Genomic DNA, 23,222 nt, shown 5'->3' on the forward strand with positions numbered 1-23,222 from the left:
TACCTGGTGGGAGCGCTGGTGAAGCAGGGCATGATGAAAGACAGACGTATCGCGGTGTTGACAGACAGTCTGCACCAGGTTCATGGTAATGAGCGTGGAGACGTGCACAGCGCGATACTGTTGGGATTGGTCAATGTGTTGCCGCAAGAATATGCAGTTAACGCCATCAACATAGACATCATAGCGGGTGAGGCATCTGTTCATCGAACTCTGATTAAAGAGTTGACGGGTGTTTGGAGTCGTGGTAACCGCATCGTAGCGCTGCGAGGCGCTTACCGCTGGGTGTGCGACTATCAGCAGCACCGGGGAGATGTGACTCCTCATGGTACAGTGTTGCGTCCCGGAGGGCTGTACCTGGTGACGGGAGGACTAGGCAATGCAGGGTATGTGTTGTCTTCGTACTTGCGGGAACGTTATAATGCAAGATTGATACTGACGGGGCGTCGTCCGTTGTCCTCGCTGGATGATACGGCAGCAGACCGTTATCGCCAATTGCAGTTGGGCACAGCGCATTGTAGTTATCACGCTGTAGATGTGGCGGATGAAGAAAGTCTCAGCCAGTTGGTGGCAGAAATAGAAGCCACTATTGGCCGCATAGACGGGATCATTCATACAGCGGGCGTGATAGATGAGCGCCATTTTGAGCTGATAAGTGACACCACGGAAAGCAACATGCAACTGCTGTTCTCGGCGAAAGTATCCGGTGTGCGGGTGCTGGAGAAAGTGTTCCGGGACCGTTGTCCGGATTTTATATGGGTGAGTTCCAGTTTGTCTTCAGTGCTGGGCGGGCTGGGTTTCAGTGCTTATGCCTCCGCTAACATCTTCATGGATCATTTCCTGCTTCGTCAGCAGGACAGTGGTATCCGCTGGCGCAGTGTATGCCTTGGCGGGATGGCGTTCAGCGCAGCACAGATCGCGAAGGAGCAGGGCCGTCATCGGGTAGCCCTGAAGCCGGAAGAGCTGTATCAATTATTTGAATGGAGCCTGGAATCTGAGGACAGTCCTGTGGTGATACAAACAGTAGAATCCTTGTCTGCGCGCCAGCACCGGGTATATGAAGTCAAGAAGGATGCGTATCTGGATACAGATCCATCGGCAACAGATATTGTTAAAACAGAACGTCCGGCCCTCGCCACAGCCTATGTAGCGCCAGCCACCGCCACAGAACAGCGGCTGTCAGGCATCTTTGAGCAGTTCTTCGGAATAGACCGCGTAGGCACTGATGACAACTTCTTCGAACTGGGTGGCGACTCGCTGAAAGGAATGATGTTGCTGAAAAGAGTGAAGAATGAATTCAATCTCAATATCACACTGACGGATTTTTTCCATCATCAGACGGTGCGTTTGCTCAGTACACTTATTAGTGAAATGGAGTTGCTCAGCACCAAGAGTCAGCGTAAATCGAAAATGGTTATATAAATGAATTAATATGAACATCAGAAGTTTAATCAACCGCCTGAAAGAAAATAATATTGATGTTTCACTGTCAGGGACCGATCTGGAAATCGGTTTCGACGGCGAGTATATACCAGAACACTTACTTAGCGAATTAAAAGAACATAAAGCGGCCATTGTTAGTTTCCTGAAAGATATGTCTACAGGAATGGAGGTGGATATTCCCGTGGCGCCTGTCGCGGAGCGTTATCCATTATCATCTGCCCAACGCAGGCTCTGGATACTGAACCGGTTGGAGGAAGGTAATATCGCCTATAACCTTCCGGATGTATTCATCTTTGAAGGGGCGTTGAATATTCCTGCATTGGAGCATTCGTTTCAGGCGTTGATTGCCCGGCACGAGATCCTGCGTACTGTTTTTGCTGAAGATGAAGAGGGTAATGTCATGCAGGTCATACACTCTGCATCGGCCAGTGGTTTTCAGTTGATGCAGCAGGACTTGCGGCAGGTAGGAGAGCAGGATGAAATGCTGAAGGCATTGATAAAGGAGAATGCGGTACAACCTTTTGATCTCGCTGCCGGCCCGCTGCTGCGTGCAGCATTGTATCATGTGGAAGACCGGAAGTGGATCTTTGCTTATACCATACATCACATCATCAGTGACGGATGGTCTATGGAAGTGCTGGTAAGGGAACTGATGATGTTGTATAATGCCTTCGTGGCGGGTGTTCCTGCACCATTACAGCCCTTACGAATACAGTACCGCGACTATGCCGTATGGCAGCAACAAGAGCTAAGTGGCGCCTCCTATGAGCAACATCGCCACTACTGGAACACACAGTTTGAAGGCGATTTGCCTGTACTGGAAATGCCTGCCGACAGGCTGCGCCCTGCCGTTAAAACATTCCGTGGGAATACCGTCAGTTGTCGTATGACCCCAGCACTCAGTAAGCGACTGAAAGCCTGCTGTCAGGAAGAAGGTGTCACGCTTTTTATGGGCTTACTAACGGTAGTGGATATACTGTTATACCGTTATACCGGTCAGTCGGATATTATTGTTGGCAGTCCTGCCGCAGGCAGAGACCATACTGATCTGGAAGGACAGATAGGGTTTTATATCAATACGCTGGCGCTGAGATGCCGCTTTTCTGGAAACGATCATTTCCGGAAAATATTACAGCAGGTGCGTACCACTACACTGGGCGCCTATGAGCACCAGGTATACCCGTTTGATGAGCTGGTAAATCAGCTGAATCTTGAACGTGACCTCAGCCGCAACGCGCTCTTTGACGTAATGGTTGTATTGCAGAACGCTAAAATGATAGCTCCTGCAGGAAGCAGTCAGCTCGGAGAACTGAATATCAGCGTATATCCGTCACCGAAAGAGCATATCAGCCAATTTGATATGAAGTTCGATTTTGTGGAAATAGGGGATGATATACAATTGACATTGGAATACAATACGGATATCTATGCAGCAGCAATGATGGAGCAGCTGACGCGGCACATCATACAGCTCACGGATACCTTGTTACAGCATAAGAATACCCCCGTTGATACGGTTGATTATATGACGGAAAAGGAAAGAAAGCTGCTGCTGACAGATTTTAATAATACTACCGCCGCCTTTCCCGAAGATCAGACGCTGATAACACTTTTTGAAGAACAGGTACGCATATCGCCGGACAAAGTGGCGCTACAATACAAAGACAGAGAATATACCTATGAAGTGCTCAATAAGGCGGCAAATCAGTTGGGGTATTATCTGCGCCAGCAATATAATATACAGCCAGACGATCTGATTGCGATCCAGTTGGAGCGTTCCGAACGTATGATTATCGCAATGCTGGGCGTACTGAAAGCCGGCGCAGCTTATGTGCCGGTAGATCCTGATTACCCGGAAGAAAGAACGCAATACATTGTAAAAGACAGCGGCAGTAAGGTATTGGTGGATGAACAGTTTATGACTGTTTTTGCAGCAGGACAGTATCCTTGCCATACGGATAATCTGCCACAGATCAACAAGCCGGATAATCTGGCCTATGTGATCTATACTTCCGGCTCAACAGGTGTTCCCAAGGGTTGTATGCTGGAGCACCGAGGTGTGGTAAACCGGCTTGCCTGGATGTGGGAACATTATGGCTTCCGGAAGGAAGAAGTGATCCTGCAGAAAACGACCTTTACATTTGATGTATCTGTCTGGGAGATATTCCTGCCGCTTTGCATGGGAGCCAGTATGGTCTTGTGTCCGCGCGAAGCTGCCGGATCGCCGGAACAAATTTTGTCGCTGTCGGCACAATATCAAGTCACCTGCATGCATTTTGTTCCCAGTGTCCTTAATGAGCTGTTGTCATATATAGCAGAACAGCCACAGGTTGCCAGAGAGTTGGATCGTCTGCAGCGTCTCATTACCAGTGGCGAAGCATTGCCGCCTGAAACAGTGGCGAAATGGTACCGTTATTTCCATGCGCCGTTGTATAACCTCTATGGGCCTACGGAGGCTTCTGTGGATGTAACGCATTATACTACCGCTCCCCATGATCAGCGCATACCTATCGGGAAGCCTGTCTGGAATACGGCTATCCGTATCCTGGACGTTGCAGGAAATCTCCAGCCAGTGGGCATTCCTGGCGAAATATGTATCAGTGGAGTGCAGGTGGCACGCGGTTATTTGAATCAGCCTGATCTCACCAGCGCTAAATTTACAACAGATCCTTTCCTGCATAATACCGGCCTTTACAAAACCGGAGATTTGGGTAGATGGCTGCCTGATGGCAACATTGAATATATGGGCAGGATAGATCAGCAGGTGAAAATACGCGGCTTCAGAATTGAAACCGGCGAAATAGAAGCGGTGCTGGAAATGCATCCGGCAGTGAAGTCGGCGGTGGTGACAGTCCGTGAGGATAACCAGGGAGAGAAGCAACTAGTAGCCTATATTATCTCAGCAGAAGAAATACCCGTAGCAGCATGGCGTATATTTCTTTCTGCCAAACTACCATATTACATGCTGCCCGTGCATTACGTGCGGATGGACAGATTTCCGCTGACTGCCAGCGGTAAGACGGACCGTAAGAAAATGCCCGCGCCGGATGCCAACCGGCAGCAGACTACAGTGGAGTTTATAGCTCCGTCAGGTGAAATGGCGCTGCAGCTTGCGGCCATCTGGCAGGATATCCTGGGTATTGCAGCTATCAGTACCAAAGACAATTTCTTCCTGCTGGGAGGGCATAGCCTGACCGTCAATCGCCTGGTTTCCCGCATCTATAAAACATTCAAAATAAAGATTGCGCTGAAAGACCTTTTCCTCAAGCCTGTGTTTGAGCAACAACTGCACCTTATAAAGCAGTCCGCCGGCAATACTGTGGCTGGTATAACGTCAGCGGGGGTACGTACCAGTTATCCTTTATCGTTTTCGCAGCGTCGGTTGTGGGTGCTGAGCCAGTTTGAAGATGCCAGTGTGGCTTATAATATGCCTGGTGTTTACATTTTCAGAGGAGAACTGCAAAAAGAATTACTGAATGCAGCCTTCCGCATACTGATAGCGCGGCATGAAAGTCTGAGTACTGTATTCCGCCATAATGAGGAAGGAATGATCAGCCAGATGCAGTTGCCAGCAGACGCATTGAGCGAGCCGGTGTCTTTTGTGGACCTGACCAACCGCGAAGATGCCCGTGAACGGGCCGCGCAACGGGTACGGGCTGATTTTTCCGCCGCCTTTGACCTGGCAGAAGGCCCGCTGTACTGCATTACGCTGCAACAGGTGGAGCCGGAAGAATGGATCTTCTCTTATGTCCTGCATCACATCATCGCAGATGGCATCTCCCTGGAAATACTGATGCAGGAACTGATACAGGTATATAACGCCCTGCTGGAAAATAAAGAATATCGATTGCCATTGCTGGATATACAGTACAAGGATTATGCAGTTTGGCAGCAATCGGATTACGCCAGTGAAGCAGACAAGTATTTCTGGATGAAGCATTTTGAGGGAGAACTGCCCGTACTGGAGCTTTGGGGCGATAAAACAAGGCCTGTCAGTCGCACTTATAATGGCGCTATCTCCAGAAAGCAGATCTCTAAAGCTACTGCTGCCGGCATGATACAGCTGATATCAAGTGAGAACAGCACGCTCTTTATGGGCATGATGGCGCTGGTGAATATACTGCTCTATCGCTACACAGGTCAGGAAGATATTATCATTGGCACGCCGGTATCGGGAAGGGAGCATCCGGACCTGGAACACCAGATAGGTTTCTATGCCAACACGTTGGCCATAAGAACGAGATTTAGTGGAACTGATAACTATCATTTACTGCTGGCGGAGACCCGCAAAATAGTGCTGGATACCTTTGCGCACCAGGGGTATCCGTTCGATGAACTGGTGGAAGCCCTCCATATCCGTCGGGATGCGGCACGTAATCCATTGTTTGATGTGCAGGTAATTGTACAGGAAGGCGGTCGTCAGCCACAGGCTGCAGGTGGTATGAAAGGAGTCACTATCAGTAGGTATGGTACTGCTGAAAAAACGACCAGTGTGTTTGACCTGGTCTTCAAGTTTATTGTTTTTGGTGAAGATATAGAACTGAGCATTGAATATAATACCGATCTGTATTCGGTAGTTTTCATAGAGCGTCTGTTACATCACCTGGAACAGCTGATGTTGGCTGTTACCGAAGCGCCTTTCCAGCCAATGAACCGCCTGCATTTCCTACAGCAGGAAGAAACCGGGCAGCTGCTTTCGTTTTCTGCCGGTCCGCGTATACAGTACGACGAAAAGCGTACTGTGTTAGATCTATTCTATGAGCAGGCAGACCAGCGTCCGGATGATATCGCAGTAAGCTTTGAAAACACGCAGCTCACTTACAGGCAGTTGGATGAGCTATCCAGCCAGCTGGCAAATTATCTCAGGACCAACTACGATATTCAGCCGGATGATTTCATTGGCATCATGACAGACCGGTCTGATAAAATGATCATCGGCATATTGGGCATCCTTAAAAGTGGCGCAGCTTATGTGCCTGTTGATCCGGAATACCCCCGCAGTCGCAAAGAATACATGCTCAAGGATACTGCTGTAAAAGTATTGATCACGCAAACTGATTACCTGTTTGATGTGGACTATTACACAGGGGCTTTGTTTGCCATTGATGTGCAGTTGGATGGGCTGGATGCTGGCAGAGAAAGACCTGCACCACAGCCGGGGCCGGCGGATCTGGCTTACGTGATCTATACTTCCGGCTCTACCGGTACTCCAAAAGGAGTGCAGATCACGCATGGTAATCTAATGCATTCAACAATGCCGCGTGGACATGTCTATAAACCTATCAGCGCATTCCTGCTATTGTCGTCTTTCGCATTCGACAGCTCTATTGCAGGGATCTTTGGTACGCTCTGTTATGGCGGTAAGGTTTGCATCACCCGCAAAATTGATGTAGCCAATGTAGAAGGAATAGCTGAGCTGTTGGTCAGTAACCAGGTGAGTCATCTGCTTACGGTGCCATCCTATTACGCATTGCTGATAAACGCATTGCAACAGCGGGAAAACTCACTGCAGCAGGTAATTGTGGCAGGAGAGAACTGCCCGGTGCAATTGGTGCAGCAACATTTTGAAACGCCAGGCTTACAGCACTGCGATTTCTTTAACGAATACGGACCTACGGAATGCGCTGTCTGGAGCAGCATGTGCAGGTATGATCAGGATTATATCCCGTCTTCCTGTATTGGCAGACCAATTGCCAACACTTCCATTTTTATACTCGATGCCGCCGATAACCTGACACCCGTAAGCGTGGCCGGAGAAATCTGTATCAGCGGGCATGGCCTGGCCCGTGGTTACCTGCACCAGGAAGAAATGACTGCGAAGAAATTCGTACCTGTTCCTTTTGATACAGCTCGTACCATGTACAGAACCGGTGATATAGGCAGATGGAATGCTGATGGTACCATCGAATTTCTGGGCCGTAAAGATGATCAGGTAAAGATCCGTGGTTATAGAATAGAAATTGGAGAGATAGAAAATGCACTGTTGACGCATCCTGATATCACTGCTGCCGCAGTAGTGGTGAAGACGGATAAAAGTGGGGGAAAAGACCTGGTAGCCTACATCGTGAGCGATACCGTTCTTGATGTGCCTGCGCTGCGTGATTATTTGGGCAGCTTGTTACCTGCCTATATGACGCCTTCTCTGTTTATAAGTATGGAACTGTTGCCACTTACAGCCAATGGCAAGGTAGACAGAAAAAACCTTCCGGACCCTGACGGCACAGATATGCACATCAGCACCCGTTACGTAAAACCGCGTACCGCCACCGAACAAAGGCTGGCAAAGATCTGGGAAGAATTGCTGGGAAGAGAGCAAATAGGTATTCATGATGAATATTTTGAGTTAGGTGGAAACTCTCTCAAAGCGATGGTGATCCTCAAAAGAATATTGGATGAAACGGGTGTAGTCGTGTCTATCAAAACACTCTTCCTGCAAAAAAATATCGAAAATACAGCTGCCTATATCGATACGGCTACAGCGCAGGTGACAGCGCCGGAAATGCTAAAGGAGAATGGAAATGGTCTTACACACGCGTCATTTAGCCAGCAGATATATTGCAGCGACTGGAAACCAGGTAATGAAATAGTGCTAACGCCGGTACCACTTGCAGACGTGGAGCTGTCAGCATTTAATACTGCTTTCTGTCAACTGGTGGAAAGACATGAAATACTGCGTACCGCCTTTGTGATGCAGGATGGAAAACTATATCAGGAGGTGTTGCCCTTTACTGCAACAGGATTCCAGATTCCGCCACTGGTGAAGGTTAGCAGCGAAGAAGAGTTACAGGTACTTATCGATGCAGAGAAACAAAGAATACCGGATCTTTTTGCTGTTCCCTTGATATTCGTACAGCCTTACCAGTTACCTGACAATAGCTACCTGATGCTGCTTCGTATGCATCATGCTATCACGGATGGTTTTTCTGATGGTATTTTCCGCAGGGAGCTGACAGCATTATATAATGCAGCATTAACAGGTACTACGGCCGCATTGGCGCCGCTCGTATATCAGTACAGCGACTTCGCCACCTGGCAGCATCACTTCGTGCAGACGGAGCAGGGAATGGCACATCAACAATACTGGCTGCAGAAATTACAGACATGGCGACCGGAAGTAATGCCAACAATCTCCGGACTCAAAGTTGACAGCTCATACAGCTTTAACAAAGTGCTCTTTGGAGATCAGTTGGAAGACCTGCAACAATTTGTACTTGAACAGCGCCTCACCTGTACCTCCCTATTGATGGGCGCGTTGTTTCTGACCCTGTATAAACGTAATCCCAAGGAAGATCACACACTGTTTATGACCGTATCGGGCCGTAACTCCCGCTACTATGGCGCTATGGACGTGACGGGCCTTATCGGCAACTTTGTGAATTCTATCCTGGTGAGAAATATTATCAACGGTGACCATACGCTGGCCGCATATCTGCAAAGCACACAAGAAGGATACCTGGATGATCTCAACAATGATAGCTATCCCTTTGATAAGCTGATACATGAACTGCCGCAGGTAAATCCTGCCACCATATCTGATTCGCTGGTATTCATGAACTATCACAACTATGATTATATGAGCCGCGCATCTTATGAGGTCACTGCAGCAGATAAAACGGGATGGATGAGTCGCAAAGAGCCCATACATATGCCTTTCGGCCTGGTGGTATCTGAATTCCAAAACTCGCTGAAACTGCAACTGGTATTCAATGCTACGAGGTTCAGCGAAGCGGAAGCTGCACAGATAGCCGGCAGCTTTCATCAGACCCTTTCGGCAATATTATCCGCTCCGGATAAAACGGTGAAATTTTTCTCCGGCAGAGAAGCCGGTATTATCGCATAACAAACCTGTAACCCATCACGATAAAATGTATAAAACTATGAATGAAAAAAAATGGTACCTCAAACCTAACGTGATTATTGAACCCCTGATTGAAAGATGGTATGCATGGTCGCACATCATATCGCCGGCGACAGCAGCCATGAATGTGGTAGGACGCCACATGAAGATTATGAGCTCCTATATTCAGTCGTCACAGATCCATGCCGCTGCAGTGCAGAATCCCAAAATGCTTGGCGGACCATTTATGGATTACAAAGGCTCACGTGTGGAAGACATCAAGAAACTGAAGGCAGAAACGATGGTACGGCAGGCTAAATCCATCGAGCTGGCAGAAGCTATTCTGGAGCTGGACAAAATGTTGCAGAAACAGGCTAAAGGATTTGCCCTGGAATCCCTCTATGAGCAGGTACCAGATGTGCTGAAAGGTTATGTGGAACTGGTATATGACCTGAATAACAATCCATCTTTCCGCGTATTTGAATCTTTACTATACGACAGCGAGTTTTATGATAAGTCTTTCCAGAGTGTAGCCCTGTGGATTACCAATAATGACGAAAGACCTTTCTGTCTTAGTACTGCCCGCTTAGATGAGCCGCATGTCCTGCATCTGAATATTCCTTTCGATCATGAAGGACTGGATGCGCTAGCCCGCATGAAACGTGAAGGCGGTTCCCTGGATGGTATTGCGGAAATGCTGGGTGTAACAGCAGAACAGCGGGAGCTCTTCAACACGTTCTTTACAGAGAAGGAACATCCTGCCTATCAAAAATATGATGGTGAGTTTGTGCGTATGCGGTATTTTGGACATGCCTGCATCCTCATCGAGACAAAGGACATCAGCATCCTGGTAGATCCGTTGATTAGTTATTATGGCTATGAATCCAGTGTGGCGCATTATTCTGACGTTGATCTGCCGGATACGATCGATTATGTGCTGATCACCCATAACCACCAAGACCACGTATTGTTTGAAACCCTGCTGCCCCTGCGTCATAAGATCAAAAACATCATTGTGCCAAGAACCACCAGTGGAGCGCTGCAGGACCCCAGTCTCAAACTGGCTTTCAATGCCGCCGGATTCAGGAATGTTATTGAAATAGATGATATGGAGAAGATCCGTTTCAAAAACTGCGTAATCACCGGTATTCCCTTTACAGGAGAACATAGCGATTTGAACATTATCGCCAAATCCTGCTTCCATGTGGCTATTGAACAATTTACCTTCTTGTTCATGGCCGATTCCAGGGTGGTGGAACCGAAATTGTATGAACATGTTCACCGTATTACCGGAGATGTAGATGTGGTGTTCCTGGGTATGGAATGCGATGGGGCGCCGCTTACCTGGCTGTATGGGCCGTTGCTCACTGAGGAGCTGGCGAGGGACAAGGACCAGTCCAGACGGCTTTCCGGTTCCGATTACAAACGAGGTATGTACCTGGTGGATATCTTCCATCCTAAAGAAATATACGTGTATGCCATGGGCCAGGAACCGTGGTTGGAGTTCATCAGTACTGTAAGATATACGGAAGAATCCAACCCGATCCTGCAGTCCAATAAACTGGTGGAAGAATGTATCAGACGTGGCATGATAGCAGAAAGGCTCTATGGCGAAAAAGAGCTGTTGTACGCCTATATGCTCCAGGAGTAACAGCGAATTGCCCTGGGACGCAGTTCCCAGGGCAATTCGTTACGCTTAAAGTGTTTAAACCAGCATACTTTAATTTAATAATACAAACGGATGCGTCGCATATTCAAAATGGTAGTTCCCCTGATGGGGAGGGGAGGGATGTTGAAATATATCATTCTGGGCATCCTTTCGGGTGGCTGCAGTTTTTTCTTTATCAAATCTGTAACAAAGGCAGTTGGGCTGATGATGTCCGGTACTTTTGAATCGCAACGTACCATGTATATTGCTGTTTTTGCAGGCATCATTGCGTTGTTTGTGTTAGTTCGAAAAACCTTGTCCACCGCTATTATCAAGTTGTCGCAAACCCTTTTCTGGAATCTTCGGAAAGAGGTGCTGATGTTGGTGCTGAAGGCTAATTACCGGCAGGTATCTGATCGCCGCCTGGAAGTGCATGCAGCTATTGTGAGTGATGTCAATGTACTTACAAATGCCTCTATGAGCATCATTGAATTTACCACTGCCATGGTACTCGCAGCAGCCAGCCTGATCTACCTGGCATCCATTTCTGTGGTACTCTTCCTGATCACATTGGTGGTAGCGCTGGGTGGAGCATTCATCTACCATTACAACAGCCGGAAGAATAATCAGTACTTTGAGAACGGCAGGAAGCTGGAGAATAATTTTCTGGAGAGCCTCAACCAGATTCTGGATGGTTTCAAGGAAATTTATATGGAGCCCGCCAGGGGACAATTTATTTTTAACGAGAAAGTTTCCCGGGTATCGAAAGATGCCTACAACAATAACACACATGCCTTCACCGGCTTTCTGAACAACCAGATAACCGGTCAGGTACTCTTTTATACGTTGATATCGACGATCGTAACGTTCTTTTGTGTGGCGCTACGCATCCCGACAGCACAAACTGTCAGCTATATTTTTACGCTACTGTATTTGCTCAATGCCATCGAAACTATTATGGTGCTGCTGCCAGGTCTGATGCGTGCCCGCATAGCGGCCAATCATCTCATGGACCTGCGCCAGGAACTGGCCAATACAAAGCTGGACAGCAGAATGCCGGAGAAATATATCACCCTGGAAATGTTTGAACAGATCACTGTAACAGACCTGCAATACCAGTACAAATCGACAGAGAATGGATTTACTATCGGGCCTGTAAATTTGGAATTCAGGAAAGGCGAAACTATCTTTATTTATGGTGGCAACGGCAGTGGTAAAACTACCTTTGTGCATACCGTGTTGGGGCTTATACCCCCTGATGCTGGCACCATACGGCTAAATGGCGAACTGGTAGACCATAGCAACTATCCCGAATACAGAACCTTATTTGCTGTAGTATTCAGTGATTTTTATCTGTTTAGTGAGTTATCTTTACCAAGTAATTTTAATGACCGAAAATGGTTATATTACCTCCATCTGTTTGAGCTGGAAGGAAAGGTTACATTGGAAAACGGCCGTCTTTCCACCACGGCGCTGTCGATGGGCCAACGTAAGCGCCTCGCGCTTATTGCAGCCTTGCTAGAAGAAAAACCCATTCTGGTAATAGATGAATGGGCTGCTGATCAGGACCCATATTTCAGGAGGAAATTTTATACAGAAATTATCCCGTTGTTGAAAAGAGAAGGTATCAGTATCATTGCCATTACACATGATGACCGGTATTATCATTGTGCAGATAAACTATATAAAATGGATTACGGCCATCTGCTGGAGGAATTCAGTCCCGTACATGAAACCCGAATAGAATCTTAACCTCGTTTAAAATGCTGTCGAAATGATAAAGCCTCAGTTGTTTTTAATCCACTATGCCGGAGGAAATAGTTATTCATTCCAGTTCCTCACCCCTTTCCTGAAGGATTTTGAAGTAATAGTTCCAGAGCTGCCGGGAAGAGGAAGAAGAGTAGCAGAAGAATTGTTGCCGGATTTTGAACATGCTGCCGACGATATGTATGCGTTGATATCAAAAAAAATCACTTCAGAAGATTACATCATTTATGGTCATAGTCTTGGCGCCTATCTCGGTTTCCGCGTTTCCCAGAAACTGGAGCAGGAGGGCAGAGCGCCGGCATACCTGCTGGTGAGCGGAAATCCCGGTCCTGGTGCAGTAGAAATTAAGAACAGGTACCTGATGGAAGCAACAGAATTTATCAGGGAACTGAAATTACTGGGAGGCATACCAAAAGAATTTCTGGAAAGTGAGGAGCTGATGGAATTTTTTGACCCTATCCTGCGCGCTGATTTTAAAATAGCAGAGCAACACCGGTTAGAAAACAGCGCACCCGTTAATATTCCCATGTATGCCATGATGGGCAGCGAAGAAGAAGGCGTAGATAAAATCGAGAACTGGGGCAGGTTCACCACCGCAGCTTTCAAAACTGAAATCTTTACCGGCGATCACTTCTTTATACAACATCATCCGCAGCGTCTGGCGGAAATCATCAGATTTTGTTACAACAGAAAACGTATTCACACCGTATAATTAAACAGATTCACTTATGAGAAACGCTATGCAGCGGTATTGTTACCCGTATTTTGCACTGTTGATCCTTTTGTTAGTTTCCACCCACCTGATTGCGCAAGACAATAGTAAAGGGGCCATAAAAGGAAAGGTGACCGACGATAAAGGAAATCCTGTTCCCGGCGCTACGGTGCTGTTGAAGAAGCAGCAGGATTCCACACTGTATAAAAGCTACATCAGCGACGGAGAAGGTATATTCCTTTTTGAATCTGCCATACCTAACCAATACCTGGTAGAGGTAAGAATGATTGGCTATGAAACACTCATTAAAAACGATATCACTGTTACCGGCAATACCACTGTGGATGTAAAGGAGGTAAGCCTGCGGCCTTCCTCCCAAACCCTGGGCCCTGTTACGGTAAAAGGGCAGCCTCCATTCATAGACAGGCAGATCGACAAAGTGGTCGTTAACCTGGAGTCCAGTAACCTGGCTCAGGGAAACTCTGCCATGGAACTGTTGCCCAAACTGCCCGGGATACAGGTGACACCAGATGATAAACTAAAACTGAACGGACGTCCCAACGTGACGATCTATATTGATGGGAAACCAACTTATCTTTCCGGAGATGCGCTGGCTGCACAACTGAAAGGAATGAATGCCGCCAATATCCAGAAAATTGAACTGATTGCACAACCTGGCGCTAAATACGACGCCGCAGGAAGTGGCGGTATTATTAATATCGTACGTAAAAAGAACAGGGGAGAGGGCATTAACGGAACGATCACAGGTGGAGTAGGTATGGGTAACTATGGCAAATATAACGGTGGTATTGGACTCAACTACCGGAATAAGAAAGTGAATATCGTCTTCAATAATGATTATATATACAACAAATTCTTTAATGATTCCAGGGTGATCTCTGAATTTGGTACCGCCGATAATAAATTGCTGAAGATCTTCAATTCTGATAACCACACACTCAGCACCAATAAAACCAATACGCCATCGCTGGGAGTGGATTTCTATCTTTCCCAACGGACTACCCTCTCTGTTTCCGGTGTGGCTGCCACCCGCAATTTCCACCGGGATGGCAATTCCTTTACTACGGAATCAGACAACACCAATAATATAGCAAGCCTGCGAAACTTTGACATCAACTATTCGCAAAAGTATAACAACTATTCCACCAATATGCACCTGATCCATCAGTTCGACAGCACAGGGAAAGAACTGGTAGTAGACCTGGACTACTTCAATTATGGCAGTACTTTTAACCAGTTTTATGCAGACACGATCCTGTCGAAAACTCAGGCCTATCTTGGAAGTGGCCGTACCTGGCTCGATCAGGACAGGAACCTGAAAATATATTCCGGCAAGGCGGACTATTCCCATGTGTTCAGGAACAAACTGAATATGGATCTGGGATGGAAATCCAGTTATATTGTTTCCGATAACCATGATATGGTGAAGGATGATACTATTGCTGCTCCGATGAATAATCATTTCCGCTACACAGAAAATATCAATGCCGGATATGTAAACCTGAACAAGAAATTCGATCAGCTGACCCTGCAAATGGGATTGCGCCTGGAGCAGACCTATGCAAAAGGAGAACAGTTGCTGAGCGGAGCGTCGGTTACGCGCAATTATACCAACCTGTTTCCATCGCTGTTCGCAGATTATGCCATCAGTAAGGATCATAGCCTGAACCTGCAACTGAACAGAAAAATTGACAGGCCGCCTTATCTGAATATGAATCCTCTGTCGTTTCGTATCAATCCTACTACCAATTTCAAAGGTAACCCCGATCTGCTGCCGGTGTTGTCTTATAATGCGGAGCTGAGTTACTCCTATAAGAATGAGTTTTCGACCGCTTTCCGTTATAGCCGCAATACCCATGATTTTATGACCCAGGCATCGCCTGATAGCAGCCAGGAAGTGTCTACCATTATTACTATCAATAATGACTATACGGAGTACTTCAACCTGAGCTTTTCCTATAGCAAGGAATGGACTTCCTGGTGGCGCATGAACAGTTCGCTGGAATTTTACAAGCAGTCATTCAAAGGGCTTGTAAATGGTTTGTCTGTTGATGTGGATGGAATATATGCTTACAACTTTTATATATTCAATAGTTTCCGTATAACCCCCAGGTTGTCTGCTGAGTGCATGTACTTTTACAATCACCGCAACCAGGAAAATATCCGGATCACAGAACCGAAGCATGCATTGAGTTTTGCTGTAAAACAACAATTGTTTGCTTCCCGTGGATCGCTTACGTTGAATGTCCAGGACCCGTTTTTCTTTTACCGCGAACGTTATACTGAAAACTCCATCCTAGTAAAACAGCGTTTCGACACTAAATTTGAATCCAGGGTAGTGAAGCTGAACTTTATGTATCGCTTCGGACACAGCAAGATGAAAAAAGCAAATGTAGGCAATAGCGCTGCGGAAGAACAGAAACGTTCCAGACCAGTGAATTAAAGCGATATTTTAATAGGTCAAGAAATTATAGCTACCAAATCCGGGATTCAAAAAGTGAGTCATGGATTTGATCTTCATCCTTCTCGATATTGTTTCATTAAGGCTTGAGTCAATAAAAAAGTATCCGCTTTTTTAGAACGGATACTTTTCAAATGACTCAAGCCTTTATTTTAATAGTCTCCATTCACTTAATTGAAAATCCGCGCTGCCATTAGTAGCAGTGACAAATAAACCGTAATATTTATAGGCAGTCGTATTGCTGATTGTATACTGCCGGGTTTGATTTCGGGCAGAAAATGTTTGGTTGGACTGGGTGTTTAAAGCAGTCCAGGTACTACCATCATTTGATCCTCTTAATTCCCAGTTTTTGGGATCGCGGTCTGCTGCATCATTGCCGGAGGTTAGGGTATATGATTTTACTGTTTGTGCGGTTGAAAAGAACAGCTGCAAGGAGAGTGTTGCTGGTACGCTATTCACAAAGAACTTTGTGCTGTAGTTATTATCTATCATTTTAGACGAGCCTTCTGTGGAGCTGGCGCCCGCATTATTTTCTTTACTCACCGTCAACGTACCCTGATTGGTAATATCATTGGATGTATAAGTAATACCGGAAAAGGTTGTTTTAGCCTGGAGCAGTTGTACAGTCCAGTCATTTCCCTGTTCATCTTTATTACCAAAGGCATTTAGTGCTAATTGTTTTAAGTCTGTATTGGCAGCGCCGCTCCAGAAATGCACAAACTCACCAAAATTCATATCCCTTGTGTACTGAGGATAAGTAGCTACACCATTATTAAAATTCTGTTTAGGAAAATACTGTGCTAAAAGTGTAAAGAATTTGTTGAGTGCCACCTTACCGCCATAATTGGAATAAATAGGATAGAACCAATCTCTGAACCAATAAGTTCCTGCTCGGGGATAGGTATCTGTTTGTGTGATTTTAAGATTATACCAGCGTGTGGCGTCGCTACTGCGGCTCAGTCCAAGATAAACGTCATATTGATATATTTCCATCCATTTGCTATCATGCCAGATATTAAAGGCGGGGGAGTTGTGCACTCCTTTTGCGGCTCCTTCCACGATATGTCCTACCTCATGGGTGGTAAGATCAATATCATTACCCGTGCCGCTGATCCAGGCATTAGGATCGGAAGAACCTACATCAATTACATTTCGGTAATCGTGACTGGCGTCCATATACGTAGAAGGATGCCCACCAGAGTACTTGCCAGTGTGAAAAATCGCATAGAGCCGTGATTCGGTTCCAAAAGTCCCATAAGTTTGTTTTGTGTAATTCCATACCTGCCCTAAATAGGTATAAGGCCAGGTAATACTTCGACTTACATCATTATCATAATAAACGGCTACACTGGTATCAAAATATACACGACTTAATAACTGCTGATGTTCAAACCAATGTTCTTGCCAGGTAGTAACAGGATCTGCCAGTATAGCGGCTTTTAGAGTGTTGGTTTGAAGAGACTGAAGTTTGTTCTCTGGATGATTTTCCTTTTGACATCCGGAGAGTATCCCCAGCACAATAAAGGCCAGGGTAAACATTGAAATTCTCATGCTTCTTTTTTTAATTGGTTAAATAAATGAGGAATGAAATCTAAAAAGGGTTTTATCTCGTTTAATATTTAATTAGTATAGATGTGATAAATCGTTTTAGCACATTATTAATAATGTGATGTTCTTTCTGATTTTGGTTGACGGTTATTAAACGGTTTATCAAACTACAGGCAATCAAAACCCTTTAAGTATAACTTCATTCATCTGAAGGGGATGCTACATACAGATTATAAAAGTATTATACCTACTAGGAAGCCTGAGGTGAATTAGAGATTTAACTTGCCATTTATAGGTGGCTGTTAAATGAGATAATTAGTAAATCAATAAATTTTTTGAGAATAAATTTGGCTGATAACAAAAACCTTTCTTTACGTGGAAATCTTCTTTTACAAGTTTACAGTAAAAAATGGGCTTATGCAAGTCTGATTTAATTTTTTTCTAGTTTCTTACCATCTCCCTGAATATCAATTGTTATACAATAATTATACAGTTGCAAATATGTTATAGGGATAAAACATTTATGCTGGAAGTAACCCTATTAAGGCGCAATTACCCCCTGATATAGTCGCTCATTACCCCTTAATATTGAAGTGTATGACTTATTTTTGAAAGACAATTAAGACTTCAGGGATGGTAGACTTCTCTACCAGAGTAAAAGCAGTAAAGGAAGACCAAATTCTGTCAATATGAAAAAGTTAATATACGGGATCAATCTTACTATCGATGGCTGCTGCGACCATACGAAAGGCAGTGGTGATGAAGAGATTCATGATTATTTTGGAAACTTGATGAAGGAGTCTGATGTTCTTGTTTATGGGCGTAAAACCTATCAGTTAATGGTTCCTTTTTGGCCTGATATTGCAAAAGACCTATCGGGGGCAACAAAATCAATCAATGAGTTTGCGCAGGCATTCGACTCCGTAGAAAGGATTGTCGTTTTTTCACGTACGCTAGATAAAGTGGAAAACGGGAAAGTCAATGTGGTAAGCGCAGACCTTAAGGAGGAGATCATTAAATTAAAGCAAGGGGAAGGTAAAAACATTTTACTGGGAGGAGTAGATCTTCCATCGCAGATGCTGGCGCTTGATCTGATTGATGAATATCATTTTGTAATTCAGCCTTCCATCGTAGGAGAGGGACGACGGCTGTTCGATAATGTTACCTTACTGGAGAAATTACCATTAAAGCTCATAGAGACGAAGCTGTTTAAATCAGGAGCGGTTGCGCTTCATTATGTGAGGGATGATCGCCACAAGTAATATCATTAGTCTTCTAAGTTAAAGATGAACAAAACATCTATATCGCTGTGGGCCTAAAGCAGGATGCCGCTGCTCAAACTCCAACTGGAATAGCACATGTCGCTGAATACGTCTTGGCGGATTCACTAAAACAAAGCCGCTGCTTTGTTTTAGTGAACCCGCATTTAATTATATTCTTATTGCCCCTCCATATGGTCAGAAATAAATGGGAGTAATTCCTGGTAAATTCGGCCATTTAGTCCCCATAAGCGGTTGCGGTGATCCCCGTTATATTCCTCGAACATGTGTGGAATCCCTAGTTCCGTTAATTTTTTAGAAAAAGCCCGGCTGTTGATAGGGATAAATTTGTACTCGTCCTCATAGCCGGAGTCGAATTTGAGCCCTCTTAATTTTAATAGGTTCGCTTTGTATTTATCCGCCATCCGGATAACATCGTGATCCAGCCATTTCTGGTAAGTTGCGGGATTGATCGCCACTTTGTTTCCTTGCATGTAGAAGGGTTTGTCGATGTACAGCGGCGGATTAGAAAGGTTGGGGGAAAAAGCTTGTGAGACTGTCAGCAGACCTACGGCAACATATTGTTTTTTTGCAAAGAGGTCGTTATAGTCTTTGGCTGTTTTAGCCAGCACAAATTCCTTTACCTGGGGATCGCCTGGATTAATTTCACCACCTGGGCCAATCAGCGCGCTATTCATACCATAAGCAATACTAAAAATATCGGGGTGTTTCATGGCTAAGGAAATGGCGCCGTAGCCACCCATTGAATGTCCGGCGATAGCCCTGGAAGTAGCCCTGGCAATAGTACGGTATCGGGTATCTATGTAATTAACCAGCTCAATAGCGGTAAAATCATCCCAGTTACCTGTTGCGGATGAATTCGTATAAAAGCTGCCATACCAGTTTGTTTTTTCATCAGGGGTAACAATGATCATTTCCCGGATTCGGTGTGCGGCAACACCGGTATCCATCAGCTCCTGGATGGTAGTGTACTGCCCGTCATTTTCGGCAAAATCCATGTTGTCGTCCCCGATGCCATGTAGAAGATAAAGGACAGGGTATCGTTTGGCAGAAGTAGCATAACCTGGAGGAAGGTAGATAGTAACCGCCCTTTTTACATTTTCATGGGTTACGTTATGGGATAAGGCAGCTGAAATGATTGTATCCGTTTGAACGATACCTTTGTTTTGGGCATGGGCAACCCCATTTGCGAACATCAGAATGAAGAGTAGCTTTTTCATTTTTTTTGTTTGACCAAAAGTAAAAGAAGACTTGTTTACGGGCGTTCGGCTCTATCCACACAGACATCTTTTTGAAATATCTTGTAATCCAGGGCTTGTTTCCCTGTTTGGAACTATCCGTTCAGGCCGACTTTCAATCCTCTTTTAGGCCAAAATCGATGGCTACTGCATTTTTTTGTACGGCTGGATCTACCTGAACCGACTTTGTACGATCGTTCCATTGGGCAGTGCATGAATAGGTTTGGAAATGCTTAAATTCACAGATGAACACTTTTTTATTGTGCTTTTCGGAAGGAGCATGCTGCCTGCTGGCTCTCTTGTTATTTTTTCATCCTTTAGGGCAAAACCCGGTGGCCAACCGCTGGCTGGCACTATTTGTACTGGTAATAGCTATTGCCTTTACCGGGATCTATCTGGAAGCGACCGGCCTTGGTACTGTATATCCACATCTACTGAAAGGTGTTTACAGTGGAGAGTTTTTACTCGCCCCATCTCTGTATATGGGAACCCTTTTTTTTGTTAACCCGGCAAAATCTTTTACTTGGAAGGATGGGCTGCATTTCCTTCCTTTCGTTATTTACGCGGTGGTGGAGAATATTATTTTTTACCATAGCCCTACCATTATTGTCTATAAACTGTTTGAAGTCGGTAATACGGATATCATCATCCGTGATCTGTTGCCTTTTCAGATGTTGGCCTATATCATAGTATCCTGGAGGGCTTTGGTTAAGCATAAAAAGAACCTGCAGCTCATTGCCGCAACAACAGACGGGATTAATCTACGGTGGCTGCAGTATTTCCTCCTGATATTGGTGGTCATTGGGCTTTTCTGGATCAACGACGCCCTGTTTGGCTGGACGGTATTATTAACAATGACCCCCTTTGTTTATATGGGAGCTATCTTTTTTCTGGCCTATTTTGCTGTGCGACAAGGAGCCATTTTTGCCTTTCAATCGGCAGCCATGGAAGAGATAGCTGTGATCGTGGAAGCGTCTCCAGGTAAAGAAGCCGTCCGGCCTCCGCGTTTGAGCGATATAACACTCGAGGAACTATCCGCCCGTTTGTCGCAGCTAATGGAAACTGAAAAACTTTTTCTTGATAATGAACTAACGCTTCCTGTGGTAGCGGAAAAATTGGGTATCACCATTCATGACACCTCTTACCTGATAAATCAAGCAACTGGAACCAATTTTTATCATTTTGTAAACCGGTACCGGGTAGAAGAAGCTAAAAGACTGCTACTATCCGCCAAGATGGATGAACTAAATATGATAGGTATAGCCTTTGCCGCAGGATTTAATTCAAAGACCACTTTCAATACTGCCTTCAAAAAATGGACAGGGGGATCACCAACAGACTTTGTAAACGGCAGTAGAAAAGATAAGAATAACCAACCCGATAACCCGGAATAACAAATTTATAGATTAATGATATTAGTTCGAAACTGTCCGGACAAGTTCAAAAGACTGGTGCTATTTTATATTCGCATAAGTCTTTTTTGCATCAAAGGAAGGACAGGATTTGTTTACTCCGGGAAAATCGCGGTGCCCCCAAATAACAGCAGTCGGGTACTTTTTCTTTAGTAGTTCCAAAGACGACAACAAAGCTGCTTTCTGTGCATCAGTACGGGTATCCATTGGCTTGATCTTGCTGTCTACACCACCGATATAACAGATGTGTATGCAAGTGCTGTTGTAACCCTGTACGCCATTACTGGATTTCGTTTCAGAAAGTAGGGTGACAATATTTCCGTTTGCTTCAATGATGTAATGATAACCGGGATTTTTCCAACCCAGGTTTTCACTCCAATAGCGCTGAATGTTTTTTATTTTTGTTGATGGGGAAGTTGCAGTACAATGCACTACAATATAGGCGATCTTGCGCGGGTTATTTTGGGCAGTGGTGTTTGGATCTATCATAATTGTTTTATTTCGTTATCATCTTTTGCAGCCAGCTTTGGGCATGTCCATTTTTCCCGGTGGCGGCCAATGTAAGTCGGTATGATAATACTGGTTTGAATAAATATAAAATGAACAACTGCCTCCAGGAGGAAACAGTTGTTCATTTGTATTACGTTAATCGCTCCCTGAATGATCGATGACTCATAGCGGATTAAGGCAAGGGAAATTAGAAGTGACATAATAATTACCACTGGTTGATCCATCACTGAATTCATAAGTATAATAGCAATAGTAACGGTTACCTACATGGCTACTGGTAGTCCATCTTTTTACCCCTTTCTCACATACGCCATTCACAATTTTGTAGCCTTCTCCTACGCAAAGTGGCGTACCGTACAAATACTGCAAGGCAATATTATCATAGTAATTAAAGGTACGTGGCGTACTACCTGCACAGGCCAGCATCCAACTATCCGGATCGGCGGTGCTGGGTGTACCTGGAATGTTTACTGCTCCAATATTATTAGGGTCAGTTTCCGGATGAGGACCCGGATCGGAGTATACGCAACTAAAATCGCGGTTCATATAGTCTGAATGGCGAAAACCTATACAGTGCCCAATTTCATGTTGAATGGTGGCTGTAGTTTTTGCTACATCTGGACTAGCTCCCAATGCCTGCGGATGGGTATTCAGGGTAATGCTGTTGAAAGGATTACCATTGGCGGGGAAACCAGAGCTTCCCAATGTAATAAAACCATTGGACGGTCCCTCGTAAAATCCCTGGATATTAATATCTGCGTTGCCAGTAATACGTTGAAAGGTCATCCGTAAATTAAGGGCATTATACCTGGCAATTGCCTGATCGGTGGCATCGATGTAATTCTGTCCCAGGTTACTGACAGAAACAGTAATCACTCGCGGTAAGCCTGTCACCAGGTTATATGTTCTGAACTGTTCTGTATTGGCGATGCGAAGAGTAGGGGAAGATGCCGGTTTCTTTTTTAAATCGTCTGCTGTCAGATAAATATCTCCTTCTACCAGGTAACCTGCTTTAAAGGCCACCACATTTTTGGTACTAAACCCATGGGCTGCGATGTCGTTCAGCACTTGTTGTGGAATAGATTGATTTTGTTCAGCTGTAGACGTAGTACTTTTTTTACAGGATACATAGATTAGGCTGACAATAAATACTGCCAGTATCAAGGAAACAAATTTTTTCATAAGGTTTTTTTAAAAAATGGTAATTGAAAAAGGGTTACTTCAATATTTATTAAGGGAGTGTTAACGACAGGGTTCTTGTATGGGGTCAAATTCAGACCTGGTTGACAGAACTAATATAATTTGTTTTGAGGAAATAGTAAGGATAAATAATTAACTTGACAACATG

The 23,222-nt window shown here is 45.0% G+C and carries 12 protein-coding genes; 8 read left to right on the forward strand and 4 right to left on the reverse strand.

The genetic code is table 11. The features are described 5' to 3' along the window. The 6 genes from CLV59_RS28570 to CLV59_RS28595 form a co-directional block, all read left to right on the forward strand. A partial coding sequence (locus CLV59_RS28570; RefSeq protein WP_146616350.1) for an SDR family NAD(P)-dependent oxidoreductase occupies nt 1–1,419 on the forward strand: 1,419 nt, incomplete at its 5' end. 10 nt (nt 1,420–1,429) lie between these two features. Beyond that, nucleotides 1,430–9,280, forward strand: coding sequence for a non-ribosomal peptide synthetase (locus CLV59_RS28575; RefSeq protein ID WP_111595535.1), 7,851 nt, complete (start codon nt 1,430–1,432; stop codon nt 9,278–9,280). 37 nt (nt 9,281–9,317) lie between these two features. Further along, complete coding sequence (locus tag CLV59_RS28580) at nt 9,318–10,928, forward strand: MBL fold metallo-hydrolase (RefSeq protein ID WP_111595536.1); 1,611 nt, start codon at nt 9,318–9,320, stop codon at nt 10,926–10,928. A 90-nt stretch (nt 10,929–11,018) separates the two neighbouring features. Further along, nucleotides 11,019–12,677, forward strand: coding sequence for a cyclic peptide export ABC transporter (locus tag CLV59_RS28585; protein WP_111595537.1), 1,659 nt, complete (start codon nt 11,019–11,021; stop codon nt 12,675–12,677). 22 nt (nt 12,678–12,699) lie between these two features. Further along, nucleotides 12,700–13,404, forward strand: coding sequence for a thioesterase II family protein (locus CLV59_RS28590; RefSeq protein ID WP_111595538.1), 705 nt, complete (start codon nt 12,700–12,702; stop codon nt 13,402–13,404). Between the two features lie 16 nt (nt 13,405–13,420). Further along, complete coding sequence (locus tag CLV59_RS28595) at nt 13,421–15,868, forward strand: outer membrane beta-barrel family protein (RefSeq protein ID WP_111595539.1); 2,448 nt, start codon at nt 13,421–13,423, stop codon at nt 15,866–15,868. Between the two features lie 165 nt (nt 15,869–16,033). Here the strand turns inward: CLV59_RS28595 and CLV59_RS29140 are convergent, their stop codons facing one another. Beyond that, a complete protein-coding gene (locus tag CLV59_RS29140) occupies nt 16,034–17,437 on the reverse strand; it encodes a discoidin domain-containing protein (protein ID WP_146616351.1) in 1,404 nt (467 codons plus the stop codon). Nucleotides 17,438–18,123: 686 nt separating this feature from the next. Here CLV59_RS29140 and CLV59_RS28605 point away from each other — a divergent pair. Then, nucleotides 18,124–18,696: a dihydrofolate reductase family protein gene (locus tag CLV59_RS28605; RefSeq protein ID WP_111595541.1), complete on the forward strand. Its 573-nt coding sequence runs from the start codon at nt 18,124–18,126 to the stop codon at nt 18,694–18,696. A gap of 176 nt (nt 18,697–18,872) precedes the next feature. Here CLV59_RS28605 and CLV59_RS28610 read toward each other — a convergent pair whose 3' ends face one another. Beyond that, complete coding sequence (locus CLV59_RS28610) at nt 18,873–19,934, reverse strand: alpha/beta hydrolase (RefSeq protein ID WP_111595542.1); 1,062 nt, start codon at nt 19,932–19,934, stop codon at nt 18,873–18,875. A 263-nt stretch (nt 19,935–20,197) separates the two neighbouring features. On the opposite strand from CLV59_RS28610, the gene CLV59_RS28615 reads away from it, so the two are divergent. Continuing rightward, nucleotides 20,198–21,346, forward strand: coding sequence for a helix-turn-helix domain-containing protein (locus tag CLV59_RS28615; RefSeq protein WP_111595543.1), 1,149 nt, complete (start codon nt 20,198–20,200; stop codon nt 21,344–21,346). Between the two features lie 60 nt (nt 21,347–21,406). Here the strand turns inward: CLV59_RS28615 and CLV59_RS28620 are convergent, their stop codons facing one another. Continuing rightward, nucleotides 21,407–21,853 (reverse strand): N-acetylmuramoyl-L-alanine amidase, encoded by a 447-nt coding sequence (locus CLV59_RS28620; protein ID WP_111595544.1) that lies wholly within the window; start codon nt 21,851–21,853, stop codon nt 21,407–21,409. Nucleotides 21,854–22,036: 183 nt separating this feature from the next. After that, on the reverse strand, nt 22,037–23,056 hold the full coding sequence (locus CLV59_RS28625; RefSeq protein WP_111595545.1) for a M57 family metalloprotease: 1,020 nt from the start codon (nt 23,054–23,056) through the stop codon (nt 22,037–22,039). Nucleotides 23,057–23,222: the final 166 nt, after the last annotated feature.

This window comes from Chitinophaga dinghuensis, from assembly GCF_003259435.1.
Classification (GTDB): domain Bacteria; phylum Bacteroidota; class Bacteroidia; order Chitinophagales; family Chitinophagaceae; genus Chitinophaga; species Chitinophaga dinghuensis.

Bases quoted from the DNA above. Each gene is read 5' to 3' on its own strand.
- CLV59_RS28595 (WP_111595539.1), top strand. From the start codon at position 13,421: ATGAGAAACGCTATGCAGCGGTATTGTTACCCGTATTTTGCACTGTTG.
- CLV59_RS28625 (WP_111595545.1), bottom strand. From the start codon at position 23,056: ATGAAAAAATTTGTTTCCTTGATACTGGCAGTATTTATTGTCAGCCTA.
- CLV59_RS28615 (WP_111595543.1), top strand. From the start codon at position 20,198: ATGAACACTTTTTTATTGTGCTTTTCGGAAGGAGCATGCTGCCTGCTG.
- CLV59_RS28590 (WP_111595538.1), top strand. From the start codon at position 12,700: ATGATAAAGCCTCAGTTGTTTTTAATCCACTATGCCGGAGGAAATAGT.
- CLV59_RS28585 (WP_111595537.1), top strand. From the start codon at position 11,019: ATGCGTCGCATATTCAAAATGGTAGTTCCCCTGATGGGGAGGGGAGGG.
- CLV59_RS28605 (WP_111595541.1), top strand. From the start codon at position 18,124: ATGAAAAAGTTAATATACGGGATCAATCTTACTATCGATGGCTGCTGC.
- CLV59_RS28620 (WP_111595544.1), bottom strand. From the start codon at position 21,853: ATGATAGATCCAAACACCACTGCCCAAAATAACCCGCGCAAGATCGCC.
- CLV59_RS28610 (WP_111595542.1), bottom strand. From the start codon at position 19,934: ATGAAAAAGCTACTCTTCATTCTGATGTTCGCAAATGGGGTTGCCCAT.
- CLV59_RS28575 (WP_111595535.1), top strand. From the start codon at position 1,430: ATGAACATCAGAAGTTTAATCAACCGCCTGAAAGAAAATAATATTGAT.
- CLV59_RS28580 (WP_111595536.1), top strand. From the start codon at position 9,318: ATGAATGAAAAAAAATGGTACCTCAAACCTAACGTGATTATTGAACCC.
- CLV59_RS29140 (WP_146616351.1), bottom strand. From the start codon at position 17,437: ATGAGAATTTCAATGTTTACCCTGGCCTTTATTGTGCTGGGGATACTC.